At 37.8% G+C, this 24,890-nt stretch carries 23 protein-coding genes and 1 riboswitch; of the genes, 15 read left to right on the forward strand and 8 right to left on the reverse strand.

Going from position 1 to position 24,890, the window contains the following annotated elements:
- The first annotated feature begins 455 nt into the window (after positions 1 to 455).
- From ABDZ91_RS04330 to ABDZ91_RS04365, 8 genes are read left to right on the forward strand one after another with little or no spacing between them, the layout of a single operon-like run.
- Positions 456 to 2,831, forward strand: a complete 2,376-nt coding sequence (locus ABDZ91_RS04330) for a hypothetical protein (protein ID WP_343796697.1) — start codon at positions 456 to 458, stop codon at positions 2,829 to 2,831.
- On the forward strand, positions 2,824 to 3,762 hold the full coding sequence (locus tag ABDZ91_RS04335) for an ABC transporter ATP-binding protein (RefSeq protein ID WP_343796698.1): 939 nt from the start codon (positions 2,824 to 2,826) through the stop codon (positions 3,760 to 3,762). Before ABDZ91_RS04330 ends, ABDZ91_RS04335 begins: the two co-directional genes overlap by 8 nt.
- Positions 3,759 to 4,598, forward strand: coding sequence for an ABC transporter permease (locus ABDZ91_RS04340; RefSeq protein WP_343796700.1), 840 nt, complete (start codon positions 3,759 to 3,761; stop codon positions 4,596 to 4,598). The genes ABDZ91_RS04335 and ABDZ91_RS04340 overlap by 4 nt, the downstream gene beginning before the upstream one ends.
- Positions 4,599 to 4,614: 16 nt before the next feature.
- Positions 4,615 to 6,183 carry a hypothetical protein gene (locus ABDZ91_RS04345; RefSeq protein ID WP_343796701.1) on the forward strand — a complete coding sequence of 523 codons (1,569 nt, stop codon included), beginning with the start codon at positions 4,615 to 4,617 and terminating at the stop codon, positions 6,181 to 6,183.
- A 14-nt stretch (positions 6,184 to 6,197) separates the two neighbouring features.
- Complete coding sequence (locus ABDZ91_RS04350) at positions 6,198 to 7,184, forward strand: AAA family ATPase (protein ID WP_343796702.1); 987 nt, start codon at positions 6,198 to 6,200, stop codon at positions 7,182 to 7,184.
- 1 nt (position 7,185) lies between these two features.
- A complete protein-coding gene (locus tag ABDZ91_RS04355; RefSeq protein WP_343796703.1) occupies positions 7,186 to 8,064 on the forward strand; it encodes a DUF58 domain-containing protein in 879 nt (292 codons plus the stop codon).
- 9 nt (positions 8,065 to 8,073) lie between these two features.
- On the forward strand, positions 8,074 to 9,834 hold the full coding sequence (locus ABDZ91_RS04360; protein ID WP_343796704.1) for a vWA domain-containing protein: 1,761 nt from the start codon (positions 8,074 to 8,076) through the stop codon (positions 9,832 to 9,834).
- Positions 9,824 to 12,598, forward strand: coding sequence for a VWA domain-containing protein (locus ABDZ91_RS04365; RefSeq protein ID WP_343796705.1), 2,775 nt, complete (start codon positions 9,824 to 9,826; stop codon positions 12,596 to 12,598). The genes ABDZ91_RS04360 and ABDZ91_RS04365 overlap by 11 nt, the downstream gene beginning before the upstream one ends.
- A gap of 40 nt (positions 12,599 to 12,638) precedes the next feature.
- Here ABDZ91_RS04365 and ABDZ91_RS04370 read toward each other — a convergent pair whose 3' ends face one another.
- The 5 genes from ABDZ91_RS04370 to ABDZ91_RS04390 all read right to left on the reverse strand — a co-directional run bounded on the left by ABDZ91_RS04370 (position 12,639) and on the right by ABDZ91_RS04390 (position 16,583).
- A complete protein-coding gene (locus ABDZ91_RS04370; protein WP_343796709.1) occupies positions 12,639 to 13,199 on the reverse strand; it encodes a GNAT family N-acetyltransferase in 561 nt (186 codons plus the stop codon).
- Between the two features lie 302 nt (positions 13,200 to 13,501).
- Positions 13,502 to 14,617, reverse strand: a complete 1,116-nt coding sequence (locus ABDZ91_RS04375) for an amidohydrolase (protein WP_343796710.1) — start codon at positions 14,615 to 14,617, stop codon at positions 13,502 to 13,504.
- Positions 14,618 to 14,703: 86 nt separating this feature from the next.
- Positions 14,704 to 15,285, reverse strand: a complete 582-nt coding sequence (gene uptA, locus ABDZ91_RS04380) for an undecaprenyl phosphate transporter UptA (RefSeq protein ID WP_343796712.1) — start codon at positions 15,283 to 15,285, stop codon at positions 14,704 to 14,706.
- A gap of 29 nt (positions 15,286 to 15,314) precedes the next feature.
- Positions 15,315 to 16,094 (reverse strand): undecaprenyl-diphosphate phosphatase, encoded by a 780-nt coding sequence (locus ABDZ91_RS04385; RefSeq protein ID WP_343796714.1) that lies wholly within the window; start codon positions 16,092 to 16,094, stop codon positions 15,315 to 15,317.
- A gap of 288 nt (positions 16,095 to 16,382) precedes the next feature.
- Positions 16,383 to 16,583, reverse strand: coding sequence for a hypothetical protein (locus ABDZ91_RS04390; protein ID WP_343796715.1), 201 nt, complete (start codon positions 16,581 to 16,583; stop codon positions 16,383 to 16,385).
- Positions 16,584 to 16,706: 123 nt separating this feature from the next.
- On the opposite strand from ABDZ91_RS04390, the gene ABDZ91_RS04395 reads away from it, so the two are divergent.
- Positions 16,707 to 17,051 carry a nuclear transport factor 2 family protein gene (locus ABDZ91_RS04395; protein WP_343796717.1) on the forward strand — a complete coding sequence of 115 codons (345 nt, stop codon included), beginning with the start codon at positions 16,707 to 16,709 and terminating at the stop codon, positions 17,049 to 17,051.
- A 76-nt stretch (positions 17,052 to 17,127) separates the two neighbouring features.
- On the opposite strand, the gene ABDZ91_RS04400 is transcribed toward ABDZ91_RS04395, so the two are convergent.
- Positions 17,128 to 17,832: a YhfC family glutamic-type intramembrane protease gene (locus ABDZ91_RS04400; protein WP_343796719.1), complete on the reverse strand. Its 705-nt coding sequence runs from the start codon at positions 17,830 to 17,832 to the stop codon at positions 17,128 to 17,130.
- A 127-nt stretch (positions 17,833 to 17,959) separates the two neighbouring features.
- Entirely contained in the window at positions 17,960 to 18,730 is a 771-nt protein-coding gene (locus ABDZ91_RS04405; RefSeq protein WP_425541788.1) for a 3-hydroxybutyrate dehydrogenase, read from the reverse strand.
- A 131-nt stretch (positions 18,731 to 18,861) separates the two neighbouring features.
- Here ABDZ91_RS04405 and ABDZ91_RS04410 point away from each other — a divergent pair, with 131 nt between their 5' ends.
- The 5 genes from ABDZ91_RS04410 to ABDZ91_RS04430 all read left to right on the forward strand — a co-directional run bounded on the left by ABDZ91_RS04410 (position 18,862) and on the right by ABDZ91_RS04430 (position 23,435).
- Positions 18,862 to 19,593: a hypothetical protein gene (locus ABDZ91_RS04410; RefSeq protein WP_343796722.1), complete on the forward strand. Its 732-nt coding sequence runs from the start codon at positions 18,862 to 18,864 to the stop codon at positions 19,591 to 19,593.
- A 121-nt stretch (positions 19,594 to 19,714) separates the two neighbouring features.
- Positions 19,715 to 19,858, forward strand: a riboswitch (FMN riboswitch).
- 146 nt (positions 19,859 to 20,004) lie between these two features.
- Entirely contained in the window at positions 20,005 to 20,658 is a 654-nt protein-coding gene (gene ribE / locus ABDZ91_RS04415; protein WP_343796723.1) for a riboflavin synthase, read from the forward strand.
- A 16-nt stretch (positions 20,659 to 20,674) separates the two neighbouring features.
- Positions 20,675 to 21,892 carry a bifunctional 3,4-dihydroxy-2-butanone-4-phosphate synthase/GTP cyclohydrolase II gene (locus ABDZ91_RS04420; RefSeq protein WP_343796724.1) on the forward strand — a complete coding sequence of 406 codons (1,218 nt, stop codon included), beginning with the start codon at positions 20,675 to 20,677 and terminating at the stop codon, positions 21,890 to 21,892.
- Positions 21,892 to 22,353 (forward strand): 6,7-dimethyl-8-ribityllumazine synthase, encoded by a 462-nt coding sequence (gene ribH, locus ABDZ91_RS04425; protein ID WP_343796726.1) that lies wholly within the window; start codon positions 21,892 to 21,894, stop codon positions 22,351 to 22,353. The genes ABDZ91_RS04420 and ribH overlap by 1 nt, the downstream gene beginning before the upstream one ends.
- 143 nt (positions 22,354 to 22,496) lie before the next feature.
- Positions 22,497 to 23,435, forward strand: coding sequence for a GNAT family N-acetyltransferase (locus tag ABDZ91_RS04430; RefSeq protein WP_343796728.1), 939 nt, complete (start codon positions 22,497 to 22,499; stop codon positions 23,433 to 23,435).
- A gap of 41 nt (positions 23,436 to 23,476) precedes the next feature.
- Here ABDZ91_RS04430 and ABDZ91_RS04435 read toward each other — a convergent pair whose 3' ends face one another.
- On the reverse strand, positions 23,477 to 23,662 hold the full coding sequence (locus tag ABDZ91_RS04435; protein ID WP_343796729.1) for a hypothetical protein: 186 nt from the start codon (positions 23,660 to 23,662) through the stop codon (positions 23,477 to 23,479).
- A gap of 176 nt (positions 23,663 to 23,838) precedes the next feature.
- Here ABDZ91_RS04435 and dapF point away from each other — a divergent pair, with 176 nt between their 5' ends.
- Positions 23,839 to 24,780 (forward strand): diaminopimelate epimerase, encoded by a 942-nt coding sequence (gene dapF, locus ABDZ91_RS04440; RefSeq protein ID WP_343796731.1) that lies wholly within the window; start codon positions 23,839 to 23,841, stop codon positions 24,778 to 24,780.
- Positions 24,781 to 24,890: the final 110 nt, after the last annotated feature.

Consider the following 24,890-nt stretch of genomic DNA (forward strand, 5'->3'; position numbering starts at 1 on the left):
ACGATATGAATTTTTACGTCAATCATAGTTGAACCGCCGTATACCGAACGGTACGTACGGTGGTGTGAGAGGTCGGGGGTTAGTCACCCCCTCCTACTCGATTTGAAGTTAAGGAAATTATAAAATCGCCGATTGTGGACAACTTTAAATAAAATATTTCTCCGGCCAGCTCCAGCGCCTAGCCCCTCGAGGTCACAAGCCAATCCGACATGAAGGTTAAAGAACAACCTTCCTGCCGGCTCGTCTTGTGCTTGTCGGGGCTGTTCGAGGCGCTTGCGCATTTGTTTGTAAAAGTTGTAGTGTAATTGGTATTTATATCGTTTATTGTAAAAGGAGAGAAAAAAAGTAAAACTTTTCTAGGGCTTAAACGTCTAACTTATTAAGTAAGTGGGATTTATTGGGACCTACATGAAAAAGAGCCTATACATATTGTTTAAAAAGAAAGGGAGCTAGACATGTTACGAAAAATAATGATGCAACTAGGATTTATACTTTTACTATGCACCATGATACCAATACAAAGTATACAAGCTAATGGGTCTATTACAGTGAAGATAACCCCTGGCTATGATGGTTCAGTGAAACCAGGAACTCCGTTTCCGATAGATGTGACGGTTACGAACCAAGGAGATGACTTTGTTGGTGAGCTGTCCTTACTATTTGCACCATCCGTTTTTTCAGGAGGACATTTAATTGTACCCGTTAATTTACCTGAAGGCTCTGAAAAAAAATGGTCGTTATATCATCCAGGAATTCACTCGAACTTCTCCTATGAATTTAGTCAAGAAACAACGGTTGAACTATTCGAAGGGTCAGTGGAGAATGGAAAATCTGTCAAATTTGAGGGAGACCGGAGTTTTTCGGTTCGATTACTCCAGGATGGCCAACAGGCTATTGGAGTAATCACTACGAATCCTGATATTTTAAATGCCTATAGAAGTGGCCAATATAATGCTGTAAATCCTTACGTTTTTCAATTAGCTGAAGAAGCATTTCCAGACCAAGCATTTTCCTTAAAGATGATTGATTTATTAGTTTTAGATAACGCTCATATGGATGAGTGGAGCCAAGAACAACAGGAGGCTTTAATTTCGTTTGTAAAACTTGGAGGCAAAGTCCTATTAAGTAACTCAACAGAACAAACAAGTCATTTAGGATTACTTCAAGACTATATTCCGTTCAATGAATCTAATCAAGTAAAAGGAACTAATTTACAGTTTTTATCCCAAGAAGAGACCCTAGAAGCAGAGTTATATGTAGGTTCAGTAAAGGAGGAAGCAGAGGTCTTAGCGACAGCTGGCAATCAACCTTTATTGGCGCATACTAGCGTCGGAATTGGTGGTATCTACCAAACATCCTTCCAGCTAGACGATACGAACATTACTCAACATCCAAACTACGGAAAATGGATTGCAGGCCAAGTTCAGCCAGGTGGAACAACGTCCCGTTATTATCACGGTATGGATTCCATCGAGCAAAGCTATCATATGTTCGGTAGTACAGGGGAATATTTTGAAAAAGGGAACTTTTCATTTCCATTTATATCCTTTCTAGTCGTTTTCTATGTTTTAATACTGCTGCCAATCATTTATTTCATTTTAAAGAAAATGGATAAGAGAGAACAAGCTTGGTGGGTTATTCCAACTGTATCTATTATTTCGTCTATCGCTATATTCATAGCTGGGGCATATGATCGAATTGGAAAGCCTACCATGAACGAGCTTGGAATATATGTTTTGGATCAGGAACAAGGAGCAGTTGGCGTTACATCTCAAACCTTACTATCTAATAAACAAGGAAAATTCACCATTACGTTTTCTGAACCTCACTATTCACCTATGCCGATTACAGGTGAATATGCCAATGAAATAGAAAGATTGAAAGGTAAAGCATATGCTCAGCTTTCTACACCAAAGAAAGAGATTGTGTATCCAAGTATAAATTTTTGGTCGACCCAGACCTCACTAGGCACCATTTATAAGGAAAATGTGGGAGAAATCATAGCAGAATTATCCTATGAAAATGGTAAATTGACAGGGACGATTGAGAACAATTTATCCGTATCTATTAAAGACCTTTGGGTAGCAGCTGGAACGGAGATGATCCATTTGGGATCTATAGATCAAAGTGGAAAAATTAATGTAGATGTAGGGGTTCCTAACGTCTTATTTACCAAGCCCACTCAATATGCTCTACATCAGTTTGGATATAGAAGAGGGCCACAAGAAGAACTTGAAGAAGTACAAAAGAGCACTTTATTTGAATACTTTACAAATTCTTATTTAAATCAACTACCTGACTCACCACTGTTGATTGCTGTTTCAGATACTCCTTTTATTGCCAGTCAAGTGAAGGGTGGCGCCACGAGAAAAGCAATGAATTTCTTTGCGAAACCCGTAATTATTCAAGCTGATTATGAAGGAAGCTTTGAAATTACTAAAGACAATATGGAAGTGGAATTTTTACCGATAAATGGGTCAGCGGTTATGAATAGAATGGAAGTTACGGAGCACGAGGCTTTTGTAGGTATAGGGGAATATCAATTAACCTATCAAATTCCAGCCTTCATAAGAGATTCTAATTTTTCTTTAGTGGATGGAAGTATTAACTATTTTAAAGAACCTGGAATTGAGATTTCTCTTTTAAATGTTCATACAGGTGAATATGAAACAATGGATTCACCACAGAACAACATTACGCTTGGTGAGGAAGTAAGTCAATACATTGATCAACAGGGTAAAATCACTTTCAATTTCATAAAGACAGAAGACTATGGAAATGTAATTCCATTTCCGGGGATTGTTTTAAAAGGAGACATCACAAATGATTGATATACAGAGCTTAACTAAAAAGTACGGACAGTTTACAGCCTTAGACTCTTTAAACCTCCAAATAGAGGAAGGAAGTGTCTTTGGATTTGTAGGGCAAAATGGAGCGGGGAAATCCACTACATTTTCTATATTAGCAACACTCTTGGCACCTACTTCTGGCAGCGCTTATGTTAAAGGAATATCAGTTGTTGATAAACCAAAAGAGATTAGGCGCTTAATTGGTTACATGCCAGACTTTTTCGGAGTTTATGATCAATTTAAAGCAGAAGAGTATTTGCACTTTTATGGTGCAAGTTATGGCATTCCTTATAAGGAAAGATTGGAACTTATTCCGAAGCTACTAGAGCTTGTTAACCTATCACATAAACGTGATTCCTATGTAGATTTGTTATCCCGTGGGATGAAGCAACGGTTATGTCTAGCAAGGTGTTTAATCCATGACCCAGATATCCTTATTTTAGATGAACCGGCTTCAGGTTTAGATCCAAGAGCAAGAGTAGAGATGAGAGAAATCTTAAAAGAACTAAGAGTGATGGGGAAAACGATTCTCATTTCTTCCCATATTTTACCCGAACTAGCGGAGATGTGTGATACTATCGGAGTGCTTCATGATGGGAAACTTGTTGCTCATGGAGATGTTGCTAGTATTCAAAAAGAATTGAAATCGGACAGATTGATTGTGACCAGAGTAAGTGGAGATGTTCAACAAGCCATCCAGTTTTTTGAGGATCAAAGTCATGTATTTGACATTCAAGCGGACGAACATGAATCCAGCCGATTTTCTTTTTACTTTAATGGAGATGACCAAGAACAAATGGTTCTATTATCAAATGCCGTAAAGCAAGGGATTCCTATTTTGAGTTTCCATGATAAAGAGACAAACTTGGAAGATGTTTTTATGGAAATAACAAAAGGGGTGGAACTTCAATGATAAAGTCATTCTTTTTAAATCCAGTGCTAGGTAAAGAGTTCAAACTCCGGTTCCGCTCCCTGAAAACATTGTTTGGTATTATCTTTTATTTGGCTTCAATTGGACTCATGATTCTAGCTTTTATTTACATGAGTACAAGGGGAGGAGCAAGCTATAACTTTAGCTCACATCAGAGTAGGGAAATGTTTATGGTCCTATCATTCCTCCAATTGGGCTTAATTTTATTTGTTACCCCCGGTCTTACAGCGGGAGTTATTAGTTCAGAGCGGGAAAGACAAACATTAAATATATTGTTAACCACTACACAAAGTTCGACTTCAATTATTGTTAGTAAGCTTTTATCGTCTATTTGTTTCCTCTTGTTAATGGTGGTGGCTTCAATGCCACTTTATAGCTTTGTGTTTTTATATGGCGGGGTTGCACCTGAACATCTTTTATATGTGTTAGGCATGTATATTCTGATGATGATTTCGTTCGGGGCACTTGGAGTCATGTTTTCTACCATTATTCGTAGAACCATTATTTCCATGGTCGTGACCTATAGTGTTGGACTGTTCCTAGTAGCTGGAACTGGTTTTCTGTTTATCTTTACGCAAGAATTTTTCTACTATATGCAACAGCCAAATCAGGGGACGAATGTCTTTCCGTATATATTTGGAATGTTAAACCCAGTGATTATGATGATGAACATTTTTGAACCAATGGAAACCGATTATTTAGTTAGAAGGACTGGTATTGCCTTTCCGATGTGGATATCTTTTGTTATTTCGTATGGAGTCATTACCATTTTGTCAATTCTGGTTAGTATAAGAAAGTTAAGGCCAAAAATGAAATAGGAAGAGGGTTATTCAAGTGGATTCTAATCAAAGGTTATTTGAAACCCTTCTTGGAAATATTCAAAGAAAGCTATTACAACACTTTATATTAATAGAGATCCAACTACTTATTTTTCTACTTTCAGGGTATTTATTTCTCCTAACACTAACGTTAAGATTCGTACCGATCCTGTACTGGGAGCAGTGGTTTTGGGTTGGGAGCTCGATTATTTTCCTGTTATGGTTTTACAAGACGTTTCAATCAAGACCAAATAAGAAACAAGCAGTGTCTTTTTTTGACCAATATGTTAGCGACAATGCTGTTTCAGTAGCCTACGAGTTCTATAAGCAGCCAGGAGAATTACCTAAACTTCAATTAAAGCAGGCTGTCCAACAAATGAGTATGAAGTTAGAACTCGTAAAGAAGGCAAAACTTAGATGGTACCGACCTCAATATATAGTTGGAACTTTCCTAAGCGCAGTCATCGTTTTACTCTTTTTCATTTTTCCTAATGAAAAGATGGAACAGGCTAGAGCAATGGAAGATGAGAAGGATTTGATTGAAGAGAAAGTTGAGGAGCTAGAGAATAAAGAAGAAGACGTTGAAACTCAAGAGGAAAAGGAGCTTCTGAAGGAACTTGCAAATGATTTAGAAAGTAGTGAGTCACTCGAAGAAGCCATAAAGAAAGCCTCTGAGAAAGAAATGGAGCTTTCTCTTCAAAAGAAAGAAGCTGAAAAGTCAAATCGACTTCTAAAAGAAATGCAAGAAACATTAAAAAACAATTCAGCACTTCAGCAAGCATTACGAAATATAGACAAAGAACAAATTAAGAAAACATTGGAGAATCTATCTCAATCAGATAAAGAAAAACTAGAAGAACTAATGAAAGAAAAGGGCTTACCGTTCCAGTCCGAAGAAGAAATGGCTCAAGCCATAGAAAAGCTTTTAGAACAAATAGAAAATTTAGATGAACTTCAAAACCAATTAGAATTAGCGGGCTCCATTAATCAAGAGTGGGCACAACAATTAGCTGGTTCGGGGATTGACGGGTCATTAGTTGCCTCTCTTAGTGCGGGAAGTCAGTCTGGTGAAGGAACTTCTGATACTGACAGCGAACCTACAGTTCCTAGTGAAGCTGAGACACCTGGTTCAGAACCCGGCTCCGGTTCAGGAAGTGGTTCTGGTTCCGGAAGTGGCTCTGGTTCCGGAAGTGGTTCTGGTTCCGGAAGTGGTTCTGGTTCCGGAAGTGGTTCTGGTTCAGGAAATGGCTCAGGTTCCGGAAGTGGTTCTGGTTCAGGAAGCGGAACTGGCTCTGGAAGTGGGTCAGGTGCAGGTCTTGGATCGGGAAGTAGAGATTTACTGACTATTCCAGATTCAATCATCAGCGAGGAAAATATTGAAAAAGATATTCAAGCTTTAGGTGAAGGTTCTTCACAAATTTTTGAAACGGAAAATGGAGTTATTCTTCGTGGTGAGATTTCAAATTATCAAAATATCAAAGGATTTTATGAGAGCACATATAGAACTAGTTTGGAACGACAACAACTTCCCAAAAATCTTGAAGATGTTGTAAAGCAATACTTTTCAAACTGGAACCAACCTTAAAGGGGAGAAGAAATATGACAACAGATACGTTTGAGACAGAGTTTATTAAAGCGAACGAGGCCATACAAAAAGCGATTGATGCCGTATCTTCCTATATCGTTGGGCAAGAAGAAACCTTGGAGGAAGTATTCTGGACCATTTTTGCAGGGGGGCATGCATTACTAGAGGGCTTACCAGGTCTAGGTAAGACAATGCTTGTTAAAACCTTGTCCAATGCTCTACAACTATCTTTTTCACGAATTCAGTTTACACCTGATTTAATGCCTTCAGACATTACAGGTACGATGATTCTTCAGAAAAATGAACAAGGGAGTCAAGAATTTCAATTTCATCAAGGTCCTGTTTTTTCAAACTTTGTTTTAGCAGATGAAATTAACCGGGCTACCCCTAAAACGCAAAGTGCCCTATTAGAAGCAATGGGTGAGAAAACGGTAACGATTATGGGTAAAACTCAAAGGTTAGAGGAGCCATTTTTTGTTTTGGCTACTCAAAACCCTTTAGATTTGGAGGGAACCTATCCCCTCCCAGAAGCACAGTTGGACCGTTTTTTATGTAAAATTCACGTTCCCTCTCCATCAAAAGATGAATTAAAGGAAATTGCCAAAAGGACACTGATGAAAGAAGAAATCCAGGTTCCAGCTGTGATGGACCAAAATATGGTGATTCATATTCAGAAATTAATTCAGTCAATTATGGTTTCTGATGAAATGCTAGAATTTGCGTCGTTACTTATCATGAATACTAGCCCTGAGTATGAGACGTCACCAGCTGAAATAAAAGAGTTTGTGAGGTATGGGGCGGGTCCACGTGGTATGCAAAGCTTGTTACGATTAGCAAAAGCGCGCGCGTTATTATCAGGAAGATTTCATGTGTCTATAGGCGATTTAAAAAGAGTAGCTCTCCCTGTTTTGAGACATCGTCTATACTTTAATTTTGAAGGGGAAGCAGCAGGGATTTCTGCTGATGAACTTATCCAAAAATGCATAGATTCTATGGGGTGATATGATGGCTAGCTTATTATCACCACACACAATAGCAAAACTAAAAAGAATGAGATGGAAAAGTCCTACCTCACTAGGAAGTATGCATCAAGGCACCAGGCGTTCAAAGACAATTGGTTCTTCTCAAGAGTTCTCTGATTACCGAACATACGAGGCTGGGGACGATGTTAGGCAAATTGACTGGAATGTATATGCAAGGACAGAAAAAGTGTACATTAAACGTTTCTTAGATGAAAGAGAATTGACGATAACGATTCTGTTAGATAGCTCACTTTCGATGTGGGCCTATTTAAAAAAGTGGGAAAGAGCAAAGCAGCTTACAGGTGCACTTTCTGCTCTGTCACTTTATGCAGGGGACAGGCTAAGCCTCGTAATTTCAAATCATCGGATAGATCCACTTTTGTCTAAAAAGGGACCACACCAGGTTGCTAAATTTTTGGGTCAAATAGATAACATTGTTCAGGACGATACAGATAAGGAACCTTTCTCTACTAGAAATAAGGAAAGGTACTCTCCTCAATCTGATGTTACAATCATTATTTCTGATGGACTTGAACCCATTTCAAATATAGACGAAACACTTACTAGAATCCAAAGTCGAAGAACGCACGTCTATTATATTCAACTTCTACATGAAGAAGAGCTATCTCCACCATATACAGGTGATTTAAAGCTATTAGATATAGAGACGAGGAGCATCTCGGAGGTTAGTATGCAGAGGAAAGTAATTGCCCAATATAAAACTAGATTAGAAGAACACTTATCTGCTATTGAAAGTCTCTGTAGGAAAAAGGGAATCCCTTATATTCAAGTAAATACTCGTCAAGCAATAGAGGAAATACTATTTCAACAATTAAAACCATTGGGTTGGATCAATTGAGGTGATAAGATGGGATTTTTAACTCCATGGTTTTTTTCATTTTCAATATTTCTTATTGGATTCCTCCTACTCTATTTCTTTAGGAAGCAGTACCAGGAAATGGTTGTATCCCAAACCTTCCTTTGGGAGTCTGTTCGAAAAGAATGGGAGGCAACGAAGTGGTACCAAAAGCTTCAACATAATATCCTTTTTTGGTTGCAGCTACTCATTTTAATCCTAATGATTTTTGCCCTTACCCAGCCATTTTTATGGACTAAGGGTGTTCAGGGGGACCAACAAATAATTATTATTGATACGTCAGCATCTATGGCAGCCACAGAAGGAGAGAAGAACCGTCTAGAACTTGCTAAACAAGCATCAGAAGATCTATTGAAACGGTTTCATGGTCATGATGTTTCTTTTATAGAAGCTAGGAAAGACCCGATCCTGCACATTCAGAACGATAAAAATAGTGCCTTGGAAATTATTGAATCATTAGAACTTTCCTATCAAAAAACGGACTTAAACCAAGCACTCTCATTGGCTACTTCTCTTATAAAAGAAAATGGTTCAGCAAGCATTCATATATATACGGATCAATTCGCTAGTGATATGATTCACACCGATTGGGATGGTCCTATAATGATTCATAATCTTGGTCAAACCAATCAAAATGTATCTATTGAATCGTTTGGGGTTGCTAACTTCGATAGTAAAATACAAGGGCTTTCTTGGGTGACTTCAGAATCAGATACACCTGTAGAAGCTACATTAAGAGTCATGATTGGAGAGCAAGAAGTATGGGAAGGAATACAAACGGTCTCAAAAGAGCAACCAGCTTATTTCGTTATGGAGGATTTACCGCATTCGACTGTTTACAAAGCAACGATTGAAGTAGATGATGCCTACGAGCTTGACAATCAATTATTTTCCTTTTTGAATCAAACGAGTAGACCCAAAATAGTAGTGAATGCTTCCCTTCATCCATTTGTCAATCAAGCGTTAACTGTAATGGGTTATGAGGTAGTCACAACTAATTCTTTTACCTCTTCCGATGAATCTTCTATTTATATCGTTGAGAATTTGAAAGTAGAAGAATGGCCAGATGGTCCGATGATGGTTATTAATCCTGATCTCGGTTCCGATGTATCAGAATATGAGATAAATAATCCAATTGAACCATCCAAAGGCTTTGGACCTTTTCAATATACGGATATGGATCAAGTTTTTATCTCAAAGATTCAGGAAGTGAACTTAAGTGATTTCCGCCCGTTAACCTGGAGTGGTAATGCACCTATTTTTTTTGAAGGAGAACAAAATGGGAATCCTGTCATCCTGGTAAACTTTGATATTGCTCAAACTGATTGGCCACTACACACTAGTTTCCCAATTTTCTTGTATGAATCTATTCATTACTTAACGAAGGATTCTGAGATTTTAGGATATTTTACACCAGGAGAAGAACAGGATGTTTATCTCAGCGAAACTTACCAGGTCCTTTCAGAAGCCCAAAAAATTATAAAGACACACTCTCCTGAGTCACAAATTTTACAGGCCCCCAATAAACCAGGACTGTACTCTTTATACAACGGTGAAAATCAATATTGGTTTTCCGTCAACACAGAAGAAGGCGAAAATAAAATAGCGCCAGCACAATCTTTTTCAATTGGTGAAACTACTAATGAGGAAGAAAATATGCAAACAATTGGGTATCCTTTAGCCAATTGGCTTATTTTGATTGCCTTATTCATTCTAGTCGTAGAATGGGAGGTGTATCGACGTGGATCTTAACATTTCAAACCCATTATTTTTAGTGGCATTCATTCCTATAGCTGTCATTATTTTATTGACATTACGGAAAACCAATAAGGAACAGATCAAACATATTAAAGCTATTTCATTGATCCGGTTTATTGTCTTTACTCTAATCATCCTATCTTTAAGTCAGCCAACAATATTATTATCCCAGCAGCATGAAAAAGTTGTATTTGTAGTGGACCGTTCGGCAAGTATGAAGTTTCATGAGAGGGACATACAACAATTATTAACAAGGTCTTTAGCTGAAAAAGATGTGAATGATGAGTATTCAATTGTCTCAGTTGGAGCGGAAGCAGCTATTGAAAGTTCCATGACAAAGAATCATACAGATGTTGATTTCCGAACCGAGATTCAGGCGGATGATTCAAATCTTGAAAAAGGGATAGAGCTCGGTGCGAGCCTTTTTTCAGGAGGACAAAAAGGGAGAATTGTTTTATTTACTGATGGTTATGAAACGGAAGGAAATGTAGCACGAGAAATAGAGCTTCTGGAGAAAAAGGGAGTGGAAGTAGATATTATTTCTTTCCCTCCCATTCGTACAACAGACGTTGCATTAACAAAACTTTCCGTTCCTCACACTTCCTATCTAGGTGAAAATACATCTGTCCAAATTCAAGTAGACAGCACCATTGATACGACCACACGTCTTCGTATTCAATTAAATAGTGAAACCATCATTGACGAAGAGATTGAGTTGCAAAGTGGAATCAATGAATTTATGTTTACAAACTTAATAGAAGAAGAGGGCTATCACCTGTTTGAAGCGGAGATCTTTCAGCCTCAAGATACGATTTCAGAAAATAACAGACAAATGGCTGTGTCCTACTCCAAGGGGGAACCTAATGTATTAATAGTTGAAGGTAAACAGGATGAATCCATAAACCTATACAACGCACTTTCAGCAGCTCAAATCGATACGAAAGTGGTTTCACCTGATTATATTCCATCTACTTTATCATCACTTCTTGAGTATGAAACGGTTATATTCGCCAATGTATCTGGCACTGATGTCTCACAAGCTAAAATGGACTTGATTGAAGTGGCCGTAAAGGAATATGGGAAAGGTTTTATTATGACAGGTGGGGAATCTAGTTTTGGTCTAGGTGGATATTTTGAAACGTCTATCGAACAATTGCTCCCCGTATCGATGGATATTAAAGGAAAAAAAGAGATTCCATCGTTGGCTCTTATGATAGTAGTGGACCGTTCAGGAAGTATGCAGGGGCAAAAACTAGATTTAGCCAAAGAAGCAGCAGCCAGAACTGTCTCTCTTTTACGGGAGCAAGACTATTTAGGGGTTATAGCTTTTGACGATCAACCATGGGAAATAGTAAAAACTGCACCTATCAAAGATAAAAAAGCAGTGGAAGAAAAAATCCGAACCATCTCGGGTGGGGGTGGTACGAATATATACCCAGCACTTGAAGAGGCCTATGACCAAATGCTTGGGAATGCTGCTAAACGGAAACACATAATTCTGTTAACAGATGGACAGTCTGCTGTGAATGGAAATTATTCAGCACTCATCCAGAAAGGGTTAGAAGAAAATATCACACTTTCAACTGTTGCCATTGGTAGAGACTCGGATCGGTTTTTACTGCAGGCATTAGCTGAGGAAGGGACAGGTCGTTATTACGATGTTATGGATGCTACAGTTATTCCGAGTATCTTATCTCGTGAGACGGTTATGGCCACTAAGACCTATATTGAAGATCAACCATTCTATCCAACTATTACGAGATATGCGATAGAAGGATTAGCTTCAACCTTTGGAAATGGAATTCCGCAAATGAATGCTTACATTGCTGTAAGTGAAAAGGACAAAGCCCAAACCATCCTTATTAGTGAAAAAGATGACCCTATTCTTTCTGTTTGGCAATATGGACTTGGGAGAACCGTTGCCTTTACCTCTGATGTAACAGGCAAATGGTCTGGACATTGGCCAAGCTGGGACAAATGGTCTGATTTTTGGGTAAGAACGATCAATTGGACCTTTCCAAATGCAGAAGCTTCAACATTTCAAATGGATATTAAACGTGAAGGTAGTCAAGTAGAGGTTAATCTGCTGGCGTCAGAGCCAATTCTAGAACCGTTGATTGCTACGGTTACAAAAAACGATGGATCAAAGGTAGATGCCACTATTCAACCGGTTCGACCTGGGGAGTATAAAGTGAAATTCCAAGGCGAGCAAGGTATTCACTTTATTCAGCTTAGTAAACAATCCGAGGACGTTCAAAGCTCTATTTTTCATGCTGGGTTTGCTTTAGGTTATTCTGAAGAGTTTATCATTCCTCTGAAGGAAGCAAATTTATTTAAAGAGAAACAACCAATGAGCAGTGAGGAACTGACAAAGTCACCAGAATCCATTTTTAGACCTTTAGAGAAGAAGTTACAAGATGAGATATCTATTCAATCTTCCTTGTTAGTTGTGGCCTTTTTATTGTTCCTTGTAGAGCTTACCATTCGACGATTTGGAGTGCCGCAATGGAAAGTCAAATTGTCAAAATGGTTAACATGGGAGAAAGTTAAGGAAAAAAGAAAAGTAACGACATCTAATGGTAAAAAACAAGACATATACAGTGTAAAGGAAAAGTCTGTGCACGAGAAAGATGAAGGGAAAACAAGGCAACCAAAACAAGTACCGGTACCGAAAGGGAAAGATAAAAATAATGTGCCTAAAGAGGAGCGTTCCTCCCAAATGGACCGTTTACTATCTGCTAAGAAGAAAAGAAGATAAAAAAGGACCGCTGCATTTTTAACAATTTGCAGCGGTTTCTTTATGCTTCTAGTATTTGAATTTCTTCCTGAATGTCTGTACGTTTTAAGTGCAACAAGAACAAATCTCTTGGAATTTCATATAAATCATAGACTTCATTTTGGAGGTCTGGATTTAAAGCACGGTAAACTAAAGGCCTAATTTCGTTAGCTTTAATAACATAAGGTAATTTTTCGGCAGCCTTTTGAGAACGGATATTTTCTTTTCGTATTCTCATCCAAACTGTTTCAATACCTAGTTCCAAAAATAGTTCTTGAAAGAATTGATCCTTTGCTAATTTATTGTAACCTTTACCGTGATAAGGCTTTCCAATCCATGTACCTAGAAAACCTGTTTTATTTTCAACATCAAACAAATTGATAGTTCCAATTGGATTTCCCCACTCATCGAGAATGGTTCTAGAAATCAGTTCTCCTCGTTCCTCGGCCTCAATGGTTTGTTTCGTTAAGAATAAAAATTCATCGTGAGAGTAGGCCTTTTGTCGAACATATGGGAAAACTTCAGGGTGATTCATGAGATCAAATAGCACGTGGGATTCGTATATTTCACGAATTTTTAACATAAAAAAATACCCTCCTTTATCGAGGGCATTAATTTTAGACACACGAGTCACGTGCAGGCCCACCCTCGAAATTTTAAATTGCAAAATTTCGGGGTAGGAATCGAACCTACTAGAACCAGATAACCTGGTGGCTCACCATTTGCCTTCCCTAGTACTTATCATTTTATTGAACAAGAAACCAACATTTCTTGTTAGATTTATCATTTACTTTTTGTATCATACAGCATTTTTTTCAGAAAGAAAATAGGGAAAATGTTAACATTTCGTAAAAGTTTTTGACAAAATGTCGAACTTTGACATATCTATTTTTGGAAAACGATTTCACCATCGATGACGGTCATCGTTGGTTTAGCTAAAAACGAAAATGGATGGTCGTTCCACAGGACAACATCCGCATCTTTACCAATTTCGATACTTCCTACTCGATTAGAAACACCTAAGTTTCTAGCTGGTGTTATGGTGATTCCTTCCAGCGCTTTTTGGGCAGAAAGACCCTCACGAACAGCTAATGCAGCACAAACATTTAGATACTGGATTGGTGTATAAGGATGGTCTGTCGTAATAGATACTTGCACGCCATGGTCACAGAGGCTTTGATAGGTATACCAATTTTTGTTTTTCAACTCAACTTTGGAACGTCTGGTCATGGTTGGGCCAACAGATACCTGTAGCCCTTTTGGCAATTCATCCACAATGAGGTGTCCTTCTGTACAATGTTCAATTCTTAGATCCAAGTTGAATTCTTCTGCAAAGCGAACGGCTGAAATAATATCATCAGCACGATGAGCATGCATTCTGACTGGTATTTCCCGATTTAAAGCCATCAGGATTGGAGCAACACGGACGTCTTCCGGGTTTCCTTCAGCTTGTGCTTTATAGAAAGCTTCTCTTAACATCCCCATGATTCCCATTCTAGTAATGGATTCTTTATTACCTTGAGAATGCATTCTCTTAGGATTTTCCCCAAGAGCAAGCTTTAGACCTGCAATTTCTTTAATAATCATTTTATCTACATGTCTACCGTATGTCTTAATTACAGATGTCGTTCCTCCAATTACGTTAGCACTTCCAGGCATGATGTGGGCTGTTGTAATTCCGTATTGTATTGCATCCCGGAAAGCTGGGTCTAAGGGGTAAACTCCATCCTTTGCTCGGATATGAGGGGTCATCGGTTCAACCGTTTCATTCGCATCATTTCCTGCCCAACCTGTCCCTTCATCATAAAGACCCAGATGCGTGTGTACATCAATAAAACCAGGCAATAAATACTGTCCTGATCCATCAATAATAGTCCCTTGAGCAGAAAGGTTTTCTCCAATTTTCTGAATTCGTCCATTGTATATCAAAACATCATGATTATCTAAAGGTTTAGAGGTTATAGGGATAATTGTTACATTTTTTATTAGTAGTTGGTTCATTGGTTCTCCTTGAAAAATCTAAAATGTTTTAGCTTATTCTATCATGTAGTTGAATGTTTGCCATCTATATTTTTTTCCCATTTCCATTACCTTTTCCTGCGCTTCAAGATGAAATAAACAAGCAATGAAACAGTAGCGAAAATAATTAAAGGTTTAATGTAAGTGGAAGCGTGTTGTTCAATTTCACTCCAGTTTTCTCCCAAGTTGATTCCAAGTAGTACAAACAGCAATGTCCATGGTATCATGGCAGCGAATGTGTACAGGAAAAATGTTGAGAATGGCATTTTGCTAATTCCTGCTGGAATGGAGATCGCATGTCTGACAACAGGGATGAATCGTGCAAAGAACACGACAGTAGGACCATATTGATTAAACCATTTTTCTGACTTTTGAACATGATCAGGGGTAATTAGAATCCATTTCCCAAACTTTTGAACAAACGGTCTTCCGCCATATAAACCAATCCAATAAACGAAAAGTTGAGCAACAGTACCTCCCAGGATGCCTGCAAGCATAGCACTAAAAAATGTGAGATTACCAGAATAGACCAAATAACCAGCATAACTAAGAACAATCTCACTTGGTATGACTTCAACCATCAGTCCAAGTGTAATCCCAATAAATCCTAATTGTTGAAAGAAATGAAATAAGCCATGAATCCATTCCATTTTTTTAACCTCTTTTCAGTAACAGTCACCTACATAATCCCCAGTGTCTGAAGAGTAAGTACGATTCCACCTAATACCCATACATAAACGGCAAAAATCTTTAAAGACTTCTTTTTTAAAATATGGAGCATAGTCATAATAGCCAGGTACCCAAAGAGAGCAGAGCTAATAGTACCAACTAGAAGCCCAGTTAATGAAATCGATTCTACTGTTCCCGTGAACAGTTCTCTACTTTGCAATAGAATGCCACCAAAAATAGCAGGAATTGATAGAAAAAATGAGAAATAAGCGGCTGTTTCCCGATCTAGCTTTCTCCATAATCCTGCTGCAATCGTTAAGCCTGAACGAGAAAGTGCGGGGAAAATGGCCGCAGCTTGGAAAGTCCCAATCACAACTGCATCCGTCATCGTAATGTCTTCCATCTTTTTTGCACCATTACGAATGGAATCAGCAAACCACAAAATCGTTCCAGTTATAAGGAATTCCCATCCTAATGTCACACCTGTTTTCGATATAGCATCGAAATAATCTTCAAATAAAAGACCGGCTATTACAGCTGGAATCGTTCCAATTACCAATAAAAAAGATAACTTATGAAATGGATCTTTTAAAATAGTAATAAGTTCATTCTTATAGATAACTAGAACTGCTAGCAATGTTCCAATATGAAGCATGGTATCCAAAAATAAACCAGCATCTTGAAGGCCAAGGAATTGTCGACCTAAAAATAAATGACCAGTACTCGAAATAGGTAGAAACTCTGTAAGTCCCTGTATAATTCCTAAAATAAACGCTTCAATCTTCGACATAATTCACCAACCTTCCTTAAACAAAACAACTTTATTTATAGGCTAGTCCTACGTAAAGCTTCTAAATTCATATGTATTCAAGTGAATAATAAACATGACAGGTAGAATGGTTAGCAAAATAGAAAAAACGAGCCCTGGTAGTGGTAAGCGCTGTAAAGGAGGGAACACAACCGGTGAAAACGTGTCCTAGATAATGAATAATGTCTATAAGAGGGAATGAAAAACGGTTTAACGTACCCTTGTCATCATAAGATGCCATATAGAGGGGACATTAAACCGACTAACTAATTATTTTTCTTCAAAATAATCTTCAAACTTCTCTTTTTGTGAGCTGGTGTTTTTATAGTACGGATTCTCTTCAGTTACATTATCAGGATCTAAATTTGTTTTAATCACCAAGGAAGGCTGACTCATTCCTTCTGCGATGATACGATCATCTAATTCTTTAAAGTCTTCCATATTTGGATTCCCAGGTTTTTTTGGCTCCATATGGACACCTCCTTATGGTTTTAGGATGCAGGAGGATTGAAAAATTATGTACAAGTACAACGAAGGAAATGCTATAGTACAGTAAAGGAAGTACATACCAAGACTGGAAAAAGGGGAGCAAACATGATGGAAGAAATAGCTGTTCATTTAGCACAGAAGCAATTAGACGCTTATAATAATGGAGACATCGAAACATTTTTAACTGCTTACAGTGAAAATGTGGAAGTATATGAGTTTCCATCGAACAAATTGATGTATGCGGGAATCAATCTTATGAGAGAAAGATATGATCAATTATTTAAAAATAACCCTAATAATCATGCGGAAATTCTGTCTAGACTGGTTAAGGGAAATATTGTAATTGATCATGAACATGTGACAGGGCGAGCAAATGGTGTAGACGTTTATGCTATTGCAATGTATGAAGTCATCGATGATAAAATAGCTAAAGTTTGGTTTGTAAAATAGGAATGGAAAAACGCTTGGATATACTAAAATCCAAGCGTTTTTTATTCCTTCCTTATTGAGAATCTAGTTTTTTTTATTAACCCCAAATCAGCCAACCGGCCAGAAGAGCAAGTGTCCCTACAGCAGTCACTAGGATTTGAGCATAAGCCATTGAACGTTTCATTAAATAAACGACAGATAAATTTAAGAGACTGTGTAATGGAATTAAGATAAACAGAAGCCAAGTTGAATGAGCGATAAGTAGTGTAGCTCCAATATGAAAGCCACTCGCAAAGATTCTCTCCCAAACTCCTAATAGTGGGTTTATGTTCATATTCATTCCTTGTTTTTCTAAGATTTCTTTTGCCTGCTGAGCTTTTTCATCTGTTCCTCTAAGCACTTGGAGGGTCATGAAGCCACTAACAATGGCATATAGAACTTCGATAGCAGCCCAGCCTTGGCCAATTGATAGCGAGTACGAAAAGGTACTTACCGTTATTGCCAGCACAATAAATCGAACAATTTCTTCTAGTGGACCAGAAGAAAGGACAACTAATGTTGAAGCTTTTTTCTCTGATAAGAAATGATGGGCTACAAGAGCTATTGGCCCTCGAAGAAATAAAGCTATCACCCATCCAAGGATCCCGATTGCAAAAGCACCGAGATGAAATGGTTGGCCAAATCTATAAAAAACAAAAACAAAAAGAATGGGTACAAGAATATAGAGCGGAATACAAAGATAAAAAAGGTTTGTTTGTTTTTTTAATTGTTCTCCAGCAGGAATATTCGTTAATTGTGACATTCTAAAACCCCCTATAAGGCTTTTCTATTTTATTATTATCATTATCAATATTGATAATAAATGATAAGAAAATAACTGTCAATCTTTATTTAGAAAAAAGCACCATCATTTAAAGGTGCTTTCAAACTTACTGGGCTGTATAGCCACCATCAATAATAACGGCTTGACCTGTAACGCCTTTCACTCGATCACTTGCTAGAAACAATACGTAATCTGCAATTTCCTTTGTCTCCAAAAGTCTTTTTTGTGGGACAAGCGGGTAGATGACTTCCTCTAACACTTTTTCTAATGGAACACCCTTTGTGTTAGCTAAGTCTCTAAGCTGATTTTGAACGAGTGAAGTATTTACATAGCCAGGACAAACAGCGTTTACGGTTATACCATATTCAGCCCCTTCGATAGCAGAGACCTTCGTTAAGCCAATCACACCATGTTTTGCACTGTTGTAGGCAGCTTTACCAGGAAAGCCGATAACACCGTTTATAGAGGCCATATTTATAATCCGACCGAACTTTTGCTTTTTCATAATAGGGAATGCGTGTTTCGTTGCAACAAACGGGGCGACAAGCATAAGTTTAATCATCCGCTCAAAGGTGTCAGTAGGAAACTCCTCTAAAGAATAGATTCTTTGCATACCTGCATTATTTATAAGTACATCTACAGAGCCAAAATTTTCAACTGCGGTAGAAAACATTTTTGCCACCTGTTCTTCATCTGTCACATCGCAAGTAAGGGTGTGAACGTGCAAACCTTCACTACTAAGCTTATTTTTTGCTTCCTCTAAACCTTTGGCATTTATATCTGTAAGTAAAACCTGATCATTATTCTTTAAAAACTCTTTACCAATTTCATAGCCAATACCTTGTGCTCCTCCCGTAATAATGACACTTCTACTCATTATATCCCTCCTCATCTTCTATTAAGGATTCAGCATCCAGAGTGAAAATCCTTTTTATACGAAAACTTTCATAGATTTATCAAATAAATCATAGAGTTACTATAAAGAGATTTGTATAGGAGTCGAATGTAATGATGAAGGACATTTATATAGATTTTTCAAACCAATATATAAAACAAAGCTTGTGGGCAGCTCATATTGCAGTGTTTCTACTTATCGCAAGCATTCTTCTAAAGGTTCCTCACACCCACTGGATTTCTACTCCTTTTTTTGTCATTAGTCTACTTAGTACATTGAAATATTTTGGTTATATGAAAAAAACTTTATTAGTAGAAGATTCTTCGATTGGAGCGAAGAAAAGTAGTGAGGGGAAGGGTATTCAAGAAGATGATTTTGTTGCATTGCAAGAGGGTCAAGAAGTGTTTTTTGTGAACCCCAACGGTATTAAAAGCTATGTAGTTCGCAATCGCGGGAAATCTATTTTTACGCTATATGATGAAAAGAATTTTCCTATCTACACCATTACTGCAAGCTCAGCGTCAAAATCTATCCTTTCCATTCGAAATCAGAATCAAGCCTTAAAAGCTGCCTTTTATGAGACTGAACAGAAAACTTGGTCGATTTCAAATGGAAAGCTCGTAACAAAGGGAGAAACGTTTAAATTGTCCAAGAGACACCATGAAAGTTTTGTTTTTTTATCCGAAAATGACTCGGAGATAGTTGGTGCTCAGAGGGGATGGATGCCAACTCAATGGCAAAAAAGCTTTCCTTCTAATGCTCCAATCATCACATTTTCTGGAGACGCCAAAACGGACAGTAGGGAGCTACTGTTAATTACAATTGGTTATTTATTACTTCAATAATAGAGCTTTTTATCATATAAAACCGCCGTATTTATCTCTGCTAATTGAGAAATATTGAAAAGATAAGTAAAAATTTTGGATGTTTTTGAAGATTTTTGGTATGATAGGCATAATTCGATATGGTTTCCTTCGGGGCAGGGTGAAAATCCCGACCGGCGGTGATGAGCTAACATGCTCTCAGTCCGTGAGCTGATTGATTTTTTCATTTGGCTGATTCGGTGTAATTCCGAAACCGACAGTATAGTCTGGATGGGAGAAGGAAAAAAAGCGTTTGTTACAACGCTTATTTAGCTATGTGAAAAACAGGCCCCGTTTTGAAAACGGGGTCTTTTTGTTGGTTTGCATTGTTTGTTATTAAATGGAAAAAACTAAAGTTAACAGTTTTCCTCTTGAAAAAAAGGAGGGTGTTGTATGTTTACGGGGTTAGTTGAAGAGATAGGGACCATCCGAGGTATAAAGCAAAGTCGTGATGCAATGACTTTAACCATACAAGCCTCCAAGACAATGGATGATATCAAACTGGGGGACAGTTATGCAATCAATGGTGTTTGCTTAACCGTTACTACTTTTACACATGATCATTTTATGGTTGATGTGATGCCAGAAACCTTTCATCATACAGGTCTTGCTCGGTTAAAGGTAGGTTCACCCGTCAATATTGAAAGGGCAATGGCAGCCAATGGAAGATTTGGTGGTCACTTTGTTTCTGGTCATGTTGATGGCGTTGGAACCATTGTAGGCCGAGGGGAAAAAAGTAATGCGATTTATGTAAGAATTCAAGTTCCTGAAGATATCGAATTATACCTAGTTCAACGCGGATCCATTACAATTGATGGAACTTCCTTAACGATTTTTTCTATTGAAGGAAACATCGTAACGGTATCCCTTATACCGCATACTGCTCATGAAACTATTCTGGGGAGTAAGAAAGTAGGAGACCATGTTAATGTCGAGGCAGATATGCTGGCAAAATACATGGCAAGCCTTTTGAAAAATGAAAGAGAGGCTCAAAAGAAACAAGGACTATCTCTATCATTTTTAGAGCAACATGGGTTTTTGTCATAGAGAGGTGTGATATCAAATGTTCGATTCAATAGAATCAGCAATAGAGGATTTAAGAAATGGAAAGATGGTCATTGTTTGTGATGATGAGGACCGTGAAAATGAAGGGGATTTTGTTGCTATTGCAGAATTTGCGACGCCAGAAGTGATTAACTTTATGGCAACGGAAGGACGCGGGTTAATTTGTGCTCCCATTACGGAGGAAATAGCTAATCGTCTTCAGTTGAAGCCCATGACAGATGTAAATACAGACCAACATGGAACAGCCTTCACTATTAGTGTAGACCATGTAGAAACGACTACGGGAATTAGTGCATATGAACGAAGCCTAACCGTTCAAAAATTGTTAGATGATCATGCGCAACCTCATGATTTTAAAAGACCAGGCCACATTTTTCCGTTAATCGCCAAAAACGGTGGGGTTCTGAGAAGAACTGGCCATACAGAGGCTGCGGTTGACCTCGCTAGGCTAGCTGGACGTAAACCAGCAGGTGTCATTTGTGAAATTATGAATGAAGATGGAACGATGGCAAGAGTTCCTGAATTAAGAAAAATTGCTGAAAAGCATAACCTAAAGATGATCACCATTCAAGATTTAATTAGCTACCGATTACAACACGATAGCCTTATAAATAGAGAAGTAGAAATCAAACTACCAACTGTTTACGGTGACTTTCATGCTGTAGGGTACACAAATGTATTAGACGGTAAGGAGCATGTAGCACTAGTCAAAGGAGAAATTAAAAATGATGAACCTGTTCTTGTTCGTGTACATTCCGAATGTTTGACAGGAGACGTGTTCGGTTCTAATCGCTGTGACTGTGGTCCACAGTTACATGCTGCATTGCAACAAATAGAGCGTGAAGGAAAAGGCGTTCTCCTTTACATGAGACAAGAGGGACGCGGAATTGGACTAATTAACAAATTAAAAGCTTATAAACTCCAGGAAGAAGGCTATGATACAGTCGAAGCGAATCAGAAGCTTGGTTTTAAACCCGATTTAAGGGATTATGGAATTGGAGCTCAAATTCTCCGCGATCTTGGCATACAGAAACTGAAAATATTAACGAACAACCCTAGAAAAATTGCTGGCTTAAATGGTTATGGACTTGAGGTTACAGAACGAGTTTCCATTCAAATGCCGTCTAAAAAAGAAAACGAAAAATACTTACAAACGAAATATGAGAAATTAGGACATCTATTTGAATTTCATCAAACAGAACGGAGTGAAATATAATGCATTCATTTGAAGGACATTTAGTAGGTACCGGTTTAAAAGTAGGAATTGTAGTAGGAAGGTTTAACGATTTTATAACAGGTCGTTTATTAGATGGAGCACTAGATGGGTTAAAAAGACATGGGGTAGATGAAAATGATATTTCTGTGTCATGGGTACCTGGTGCATTTGAGATTCCTCTTGTTGCGAAAAAAATGGCTGAATCTAAAAAATATGATGCTGTAATCACACTTGGAACAGTGATCCGTGGAGCAACTCCTCACTTTGACTATGTAAGTAGTGAAGTGACAAAGGGAGTAGCTAAAACTAGTCTAGATACAGGGGTTCCAGTCGTATTTGGTGTACTTACTACGGATACGATTGAACAAGCAGTGGAAAGGGCTGGAACAAAAGCTGGGAACAAAGGCTTTGAAGCAGCTGCTACTGCGATTGAAATGGCGAATTTAATTAAAGATTTGTAAGTTAGTAGTGTGAAGCTCGAGGTGAAGCTCGGGCTTTTTTTTGTGTTTTCAAAACTCTCAAAAAAAAGATTTCTACAAGTTATTTAGAAATATTTACTAAGTAACTTATCCCAAAATCCATCCTATAGAAAGCGAAGGAAAACATGAACATTACGATTAGAAAATTCACTGACAACGATGTCAACTTCCTAGTTTACTTACATAATCAATCTACTCGGTTAGAAAAAAGAAACAACTATAAAACTCTTATGCAATTTAACGAATTTCTAGATGAGCCAGGAGAGGAAATACGTGCTAACACATTTGTTGCTGAAGTAAACAGCCAAATTGTTGGATACAATGCACTCTGTTTAGTAAAAGGGGAAGAACACATCAATGTGTATAGCTACGGAACGGTTGAACCAGGACACAGAAGAATAGGTGTTGGAACAGAACTGCTAAAGCATTCTCTAAAGCATCTAGAACAAATGGCAAACTACCTAAACAAACGAATCATTTTTAACCTAATGGTGCGATTAGAATCTCCTGGCCAGAATGAGCTAGCACAAAAATTGATGCTTAACAAACATACGGACCTGCTCTCCATGAAGCTTGAACTGAATCAGTATCAAGTTCAAGATCCTCCTGATATGGAGTATAGGTTTTCATTACCAAGCAAAGTGGATGCAAATACATGGGCACATATATATAATGATGCTTTTTCATGGTCAAAGAATATCAACCAGCTTACAAAAGAAAGTGTACTGTACGAGTTTAATAGCTCTGAATTTTCACCTGATCTATATATACTTGTTCGTGATGAACACAACACACCAGTTGGGTTTGTCGCTGCCCATGAGGAAGATGAGGCTAAATGTGTCATATCGACGTTAGCTCTTTTATCCGAACATCAAGGAAAAGGGGTAGGGAAATCGCTTCTGATAGAAGTATTAAATAGAATGAAATTAAAAGACTTTAAAGAAGTTAGATTAACCGTGGATTATCAGAATCCGACAGCAGCCATCCCTCTATATAAAAGGATAGGGTTTATGGAGAAAACCAGAATTATACATTTTACATATGATATGTATCCAAAAAAGTAGCCTGAGGACTAGATACTCAGGCTACTTCATGGAAGTGAATACTACCGATTGAATAAGGCCATAAAAGCTTTAAATATGATGACAAGAGAAAAGACCAAAACGCTTATAACTCCAATAAGAGTGAAAATTGATTCAAGACTCTCAAGTGGAGTATTGAGTAAATTGACTTTAACCAACGCAAATCCAGCCAATATTGCTGATAAAAATAAAAAGATGACTTTGTCCATCTTAATACCTCCTCTCTCTATCAATATATGAAAGGGAAAAGATGAGGTTCATTCCATTTTCTGGTGTATGATCATTTGTAGAAGCAAAAGGAGAGTATTTACGCAACAAGTTTGCGATAACAGGGTTCTTATATGATAAAATGGGAAGAAGATTTTTGAAAGAAGGGAAACAGCACATGAAAATTCCTTATACAAAAGCACATGGCTCTCGAAATGATTTTATTATGATAGATGAAACTAAATTAAAGCATGATTGGACAGACCAAAATCGAGTTCAATTAACAACAGTCCTTTGTGATCGAAAAAATGGAATAGGAGCCGATGGGATCCTGTTTATTTCCCATAGTGATCAAGCCGATGGAAAAATGAGAGTTTTTAATTCAGATGGCTCTGAAGCCTCTATGTGTGGAAATGGACTTCGTTGTGTTGCTCGCTATATGGTCGAGAAAACAAGTAAGGAACAGCTAAATATTGAAACAATGAAAGCAACGCTTCGTGTAAAAAGAGAAGAAGATATATTTGAAGGGATTCCAACCTTCGGAGTTGAAATATCTCCTGTCCTCTACAATCCTAACGACCTACCTATTAACGTCAACCAGGATGTAGTAATTAACGAGGTTATTAAGGAATTGCATCCTGAAAGAAAGTGGTCCGCAATCGCAGTTCCAAATCCTCATTTAATAACAGTTGTAGACAAAGAGGTCCTAGAATCACCAGAGCAAAAGGAAATTGCTCAATACTTAAATAGCGATAATTCAATTTGCCCAGATGGAGTAAACGTAAGTTATGTTGTGTCCCTATCTAAGGGAAACATTTTTGTAAGAACGTACGAAAGAGGAGTTGGCTTTACAAATGCGTGTGGAACCGCAATGTCAGCATCAACTCTTATTACCTGTAAATTAGGCTTTAATACTTTGAGAGAAAAAGTGAACGTATTCAACCCGGGTGGTAAAGTTCAATGTGTGGCTTATGAAGACTCCATTGATTTAATTGGGAACGCCACTTATGAACATGAAGGTGTTATTGATTACTCCGATGATATTACGTGGGAAACACACAAGGAGTTTGTTGAAGAAGAAAAAGTTTATCAAGCCATGGAAAAACAGTTGCAATTTTAAGCCAAAAGAGGCTGGGACAAAACCCACTCTTTGAAATGAAAAAGCCGGTGAAATTTTACGACAAGTAAAATTTCACCGGCTTTGATTATTTATGAGATAAAAATAAGGAC

The sequence above is a fragment of the Bacillus carboniphilus genome, assembly GCF_039522365.1.
Lineage (GTDB): Bacteria > Bacillota > Bacilli > Bacillales > JC228 > Bacillus_BF > Bacillus_BF carboniphilus.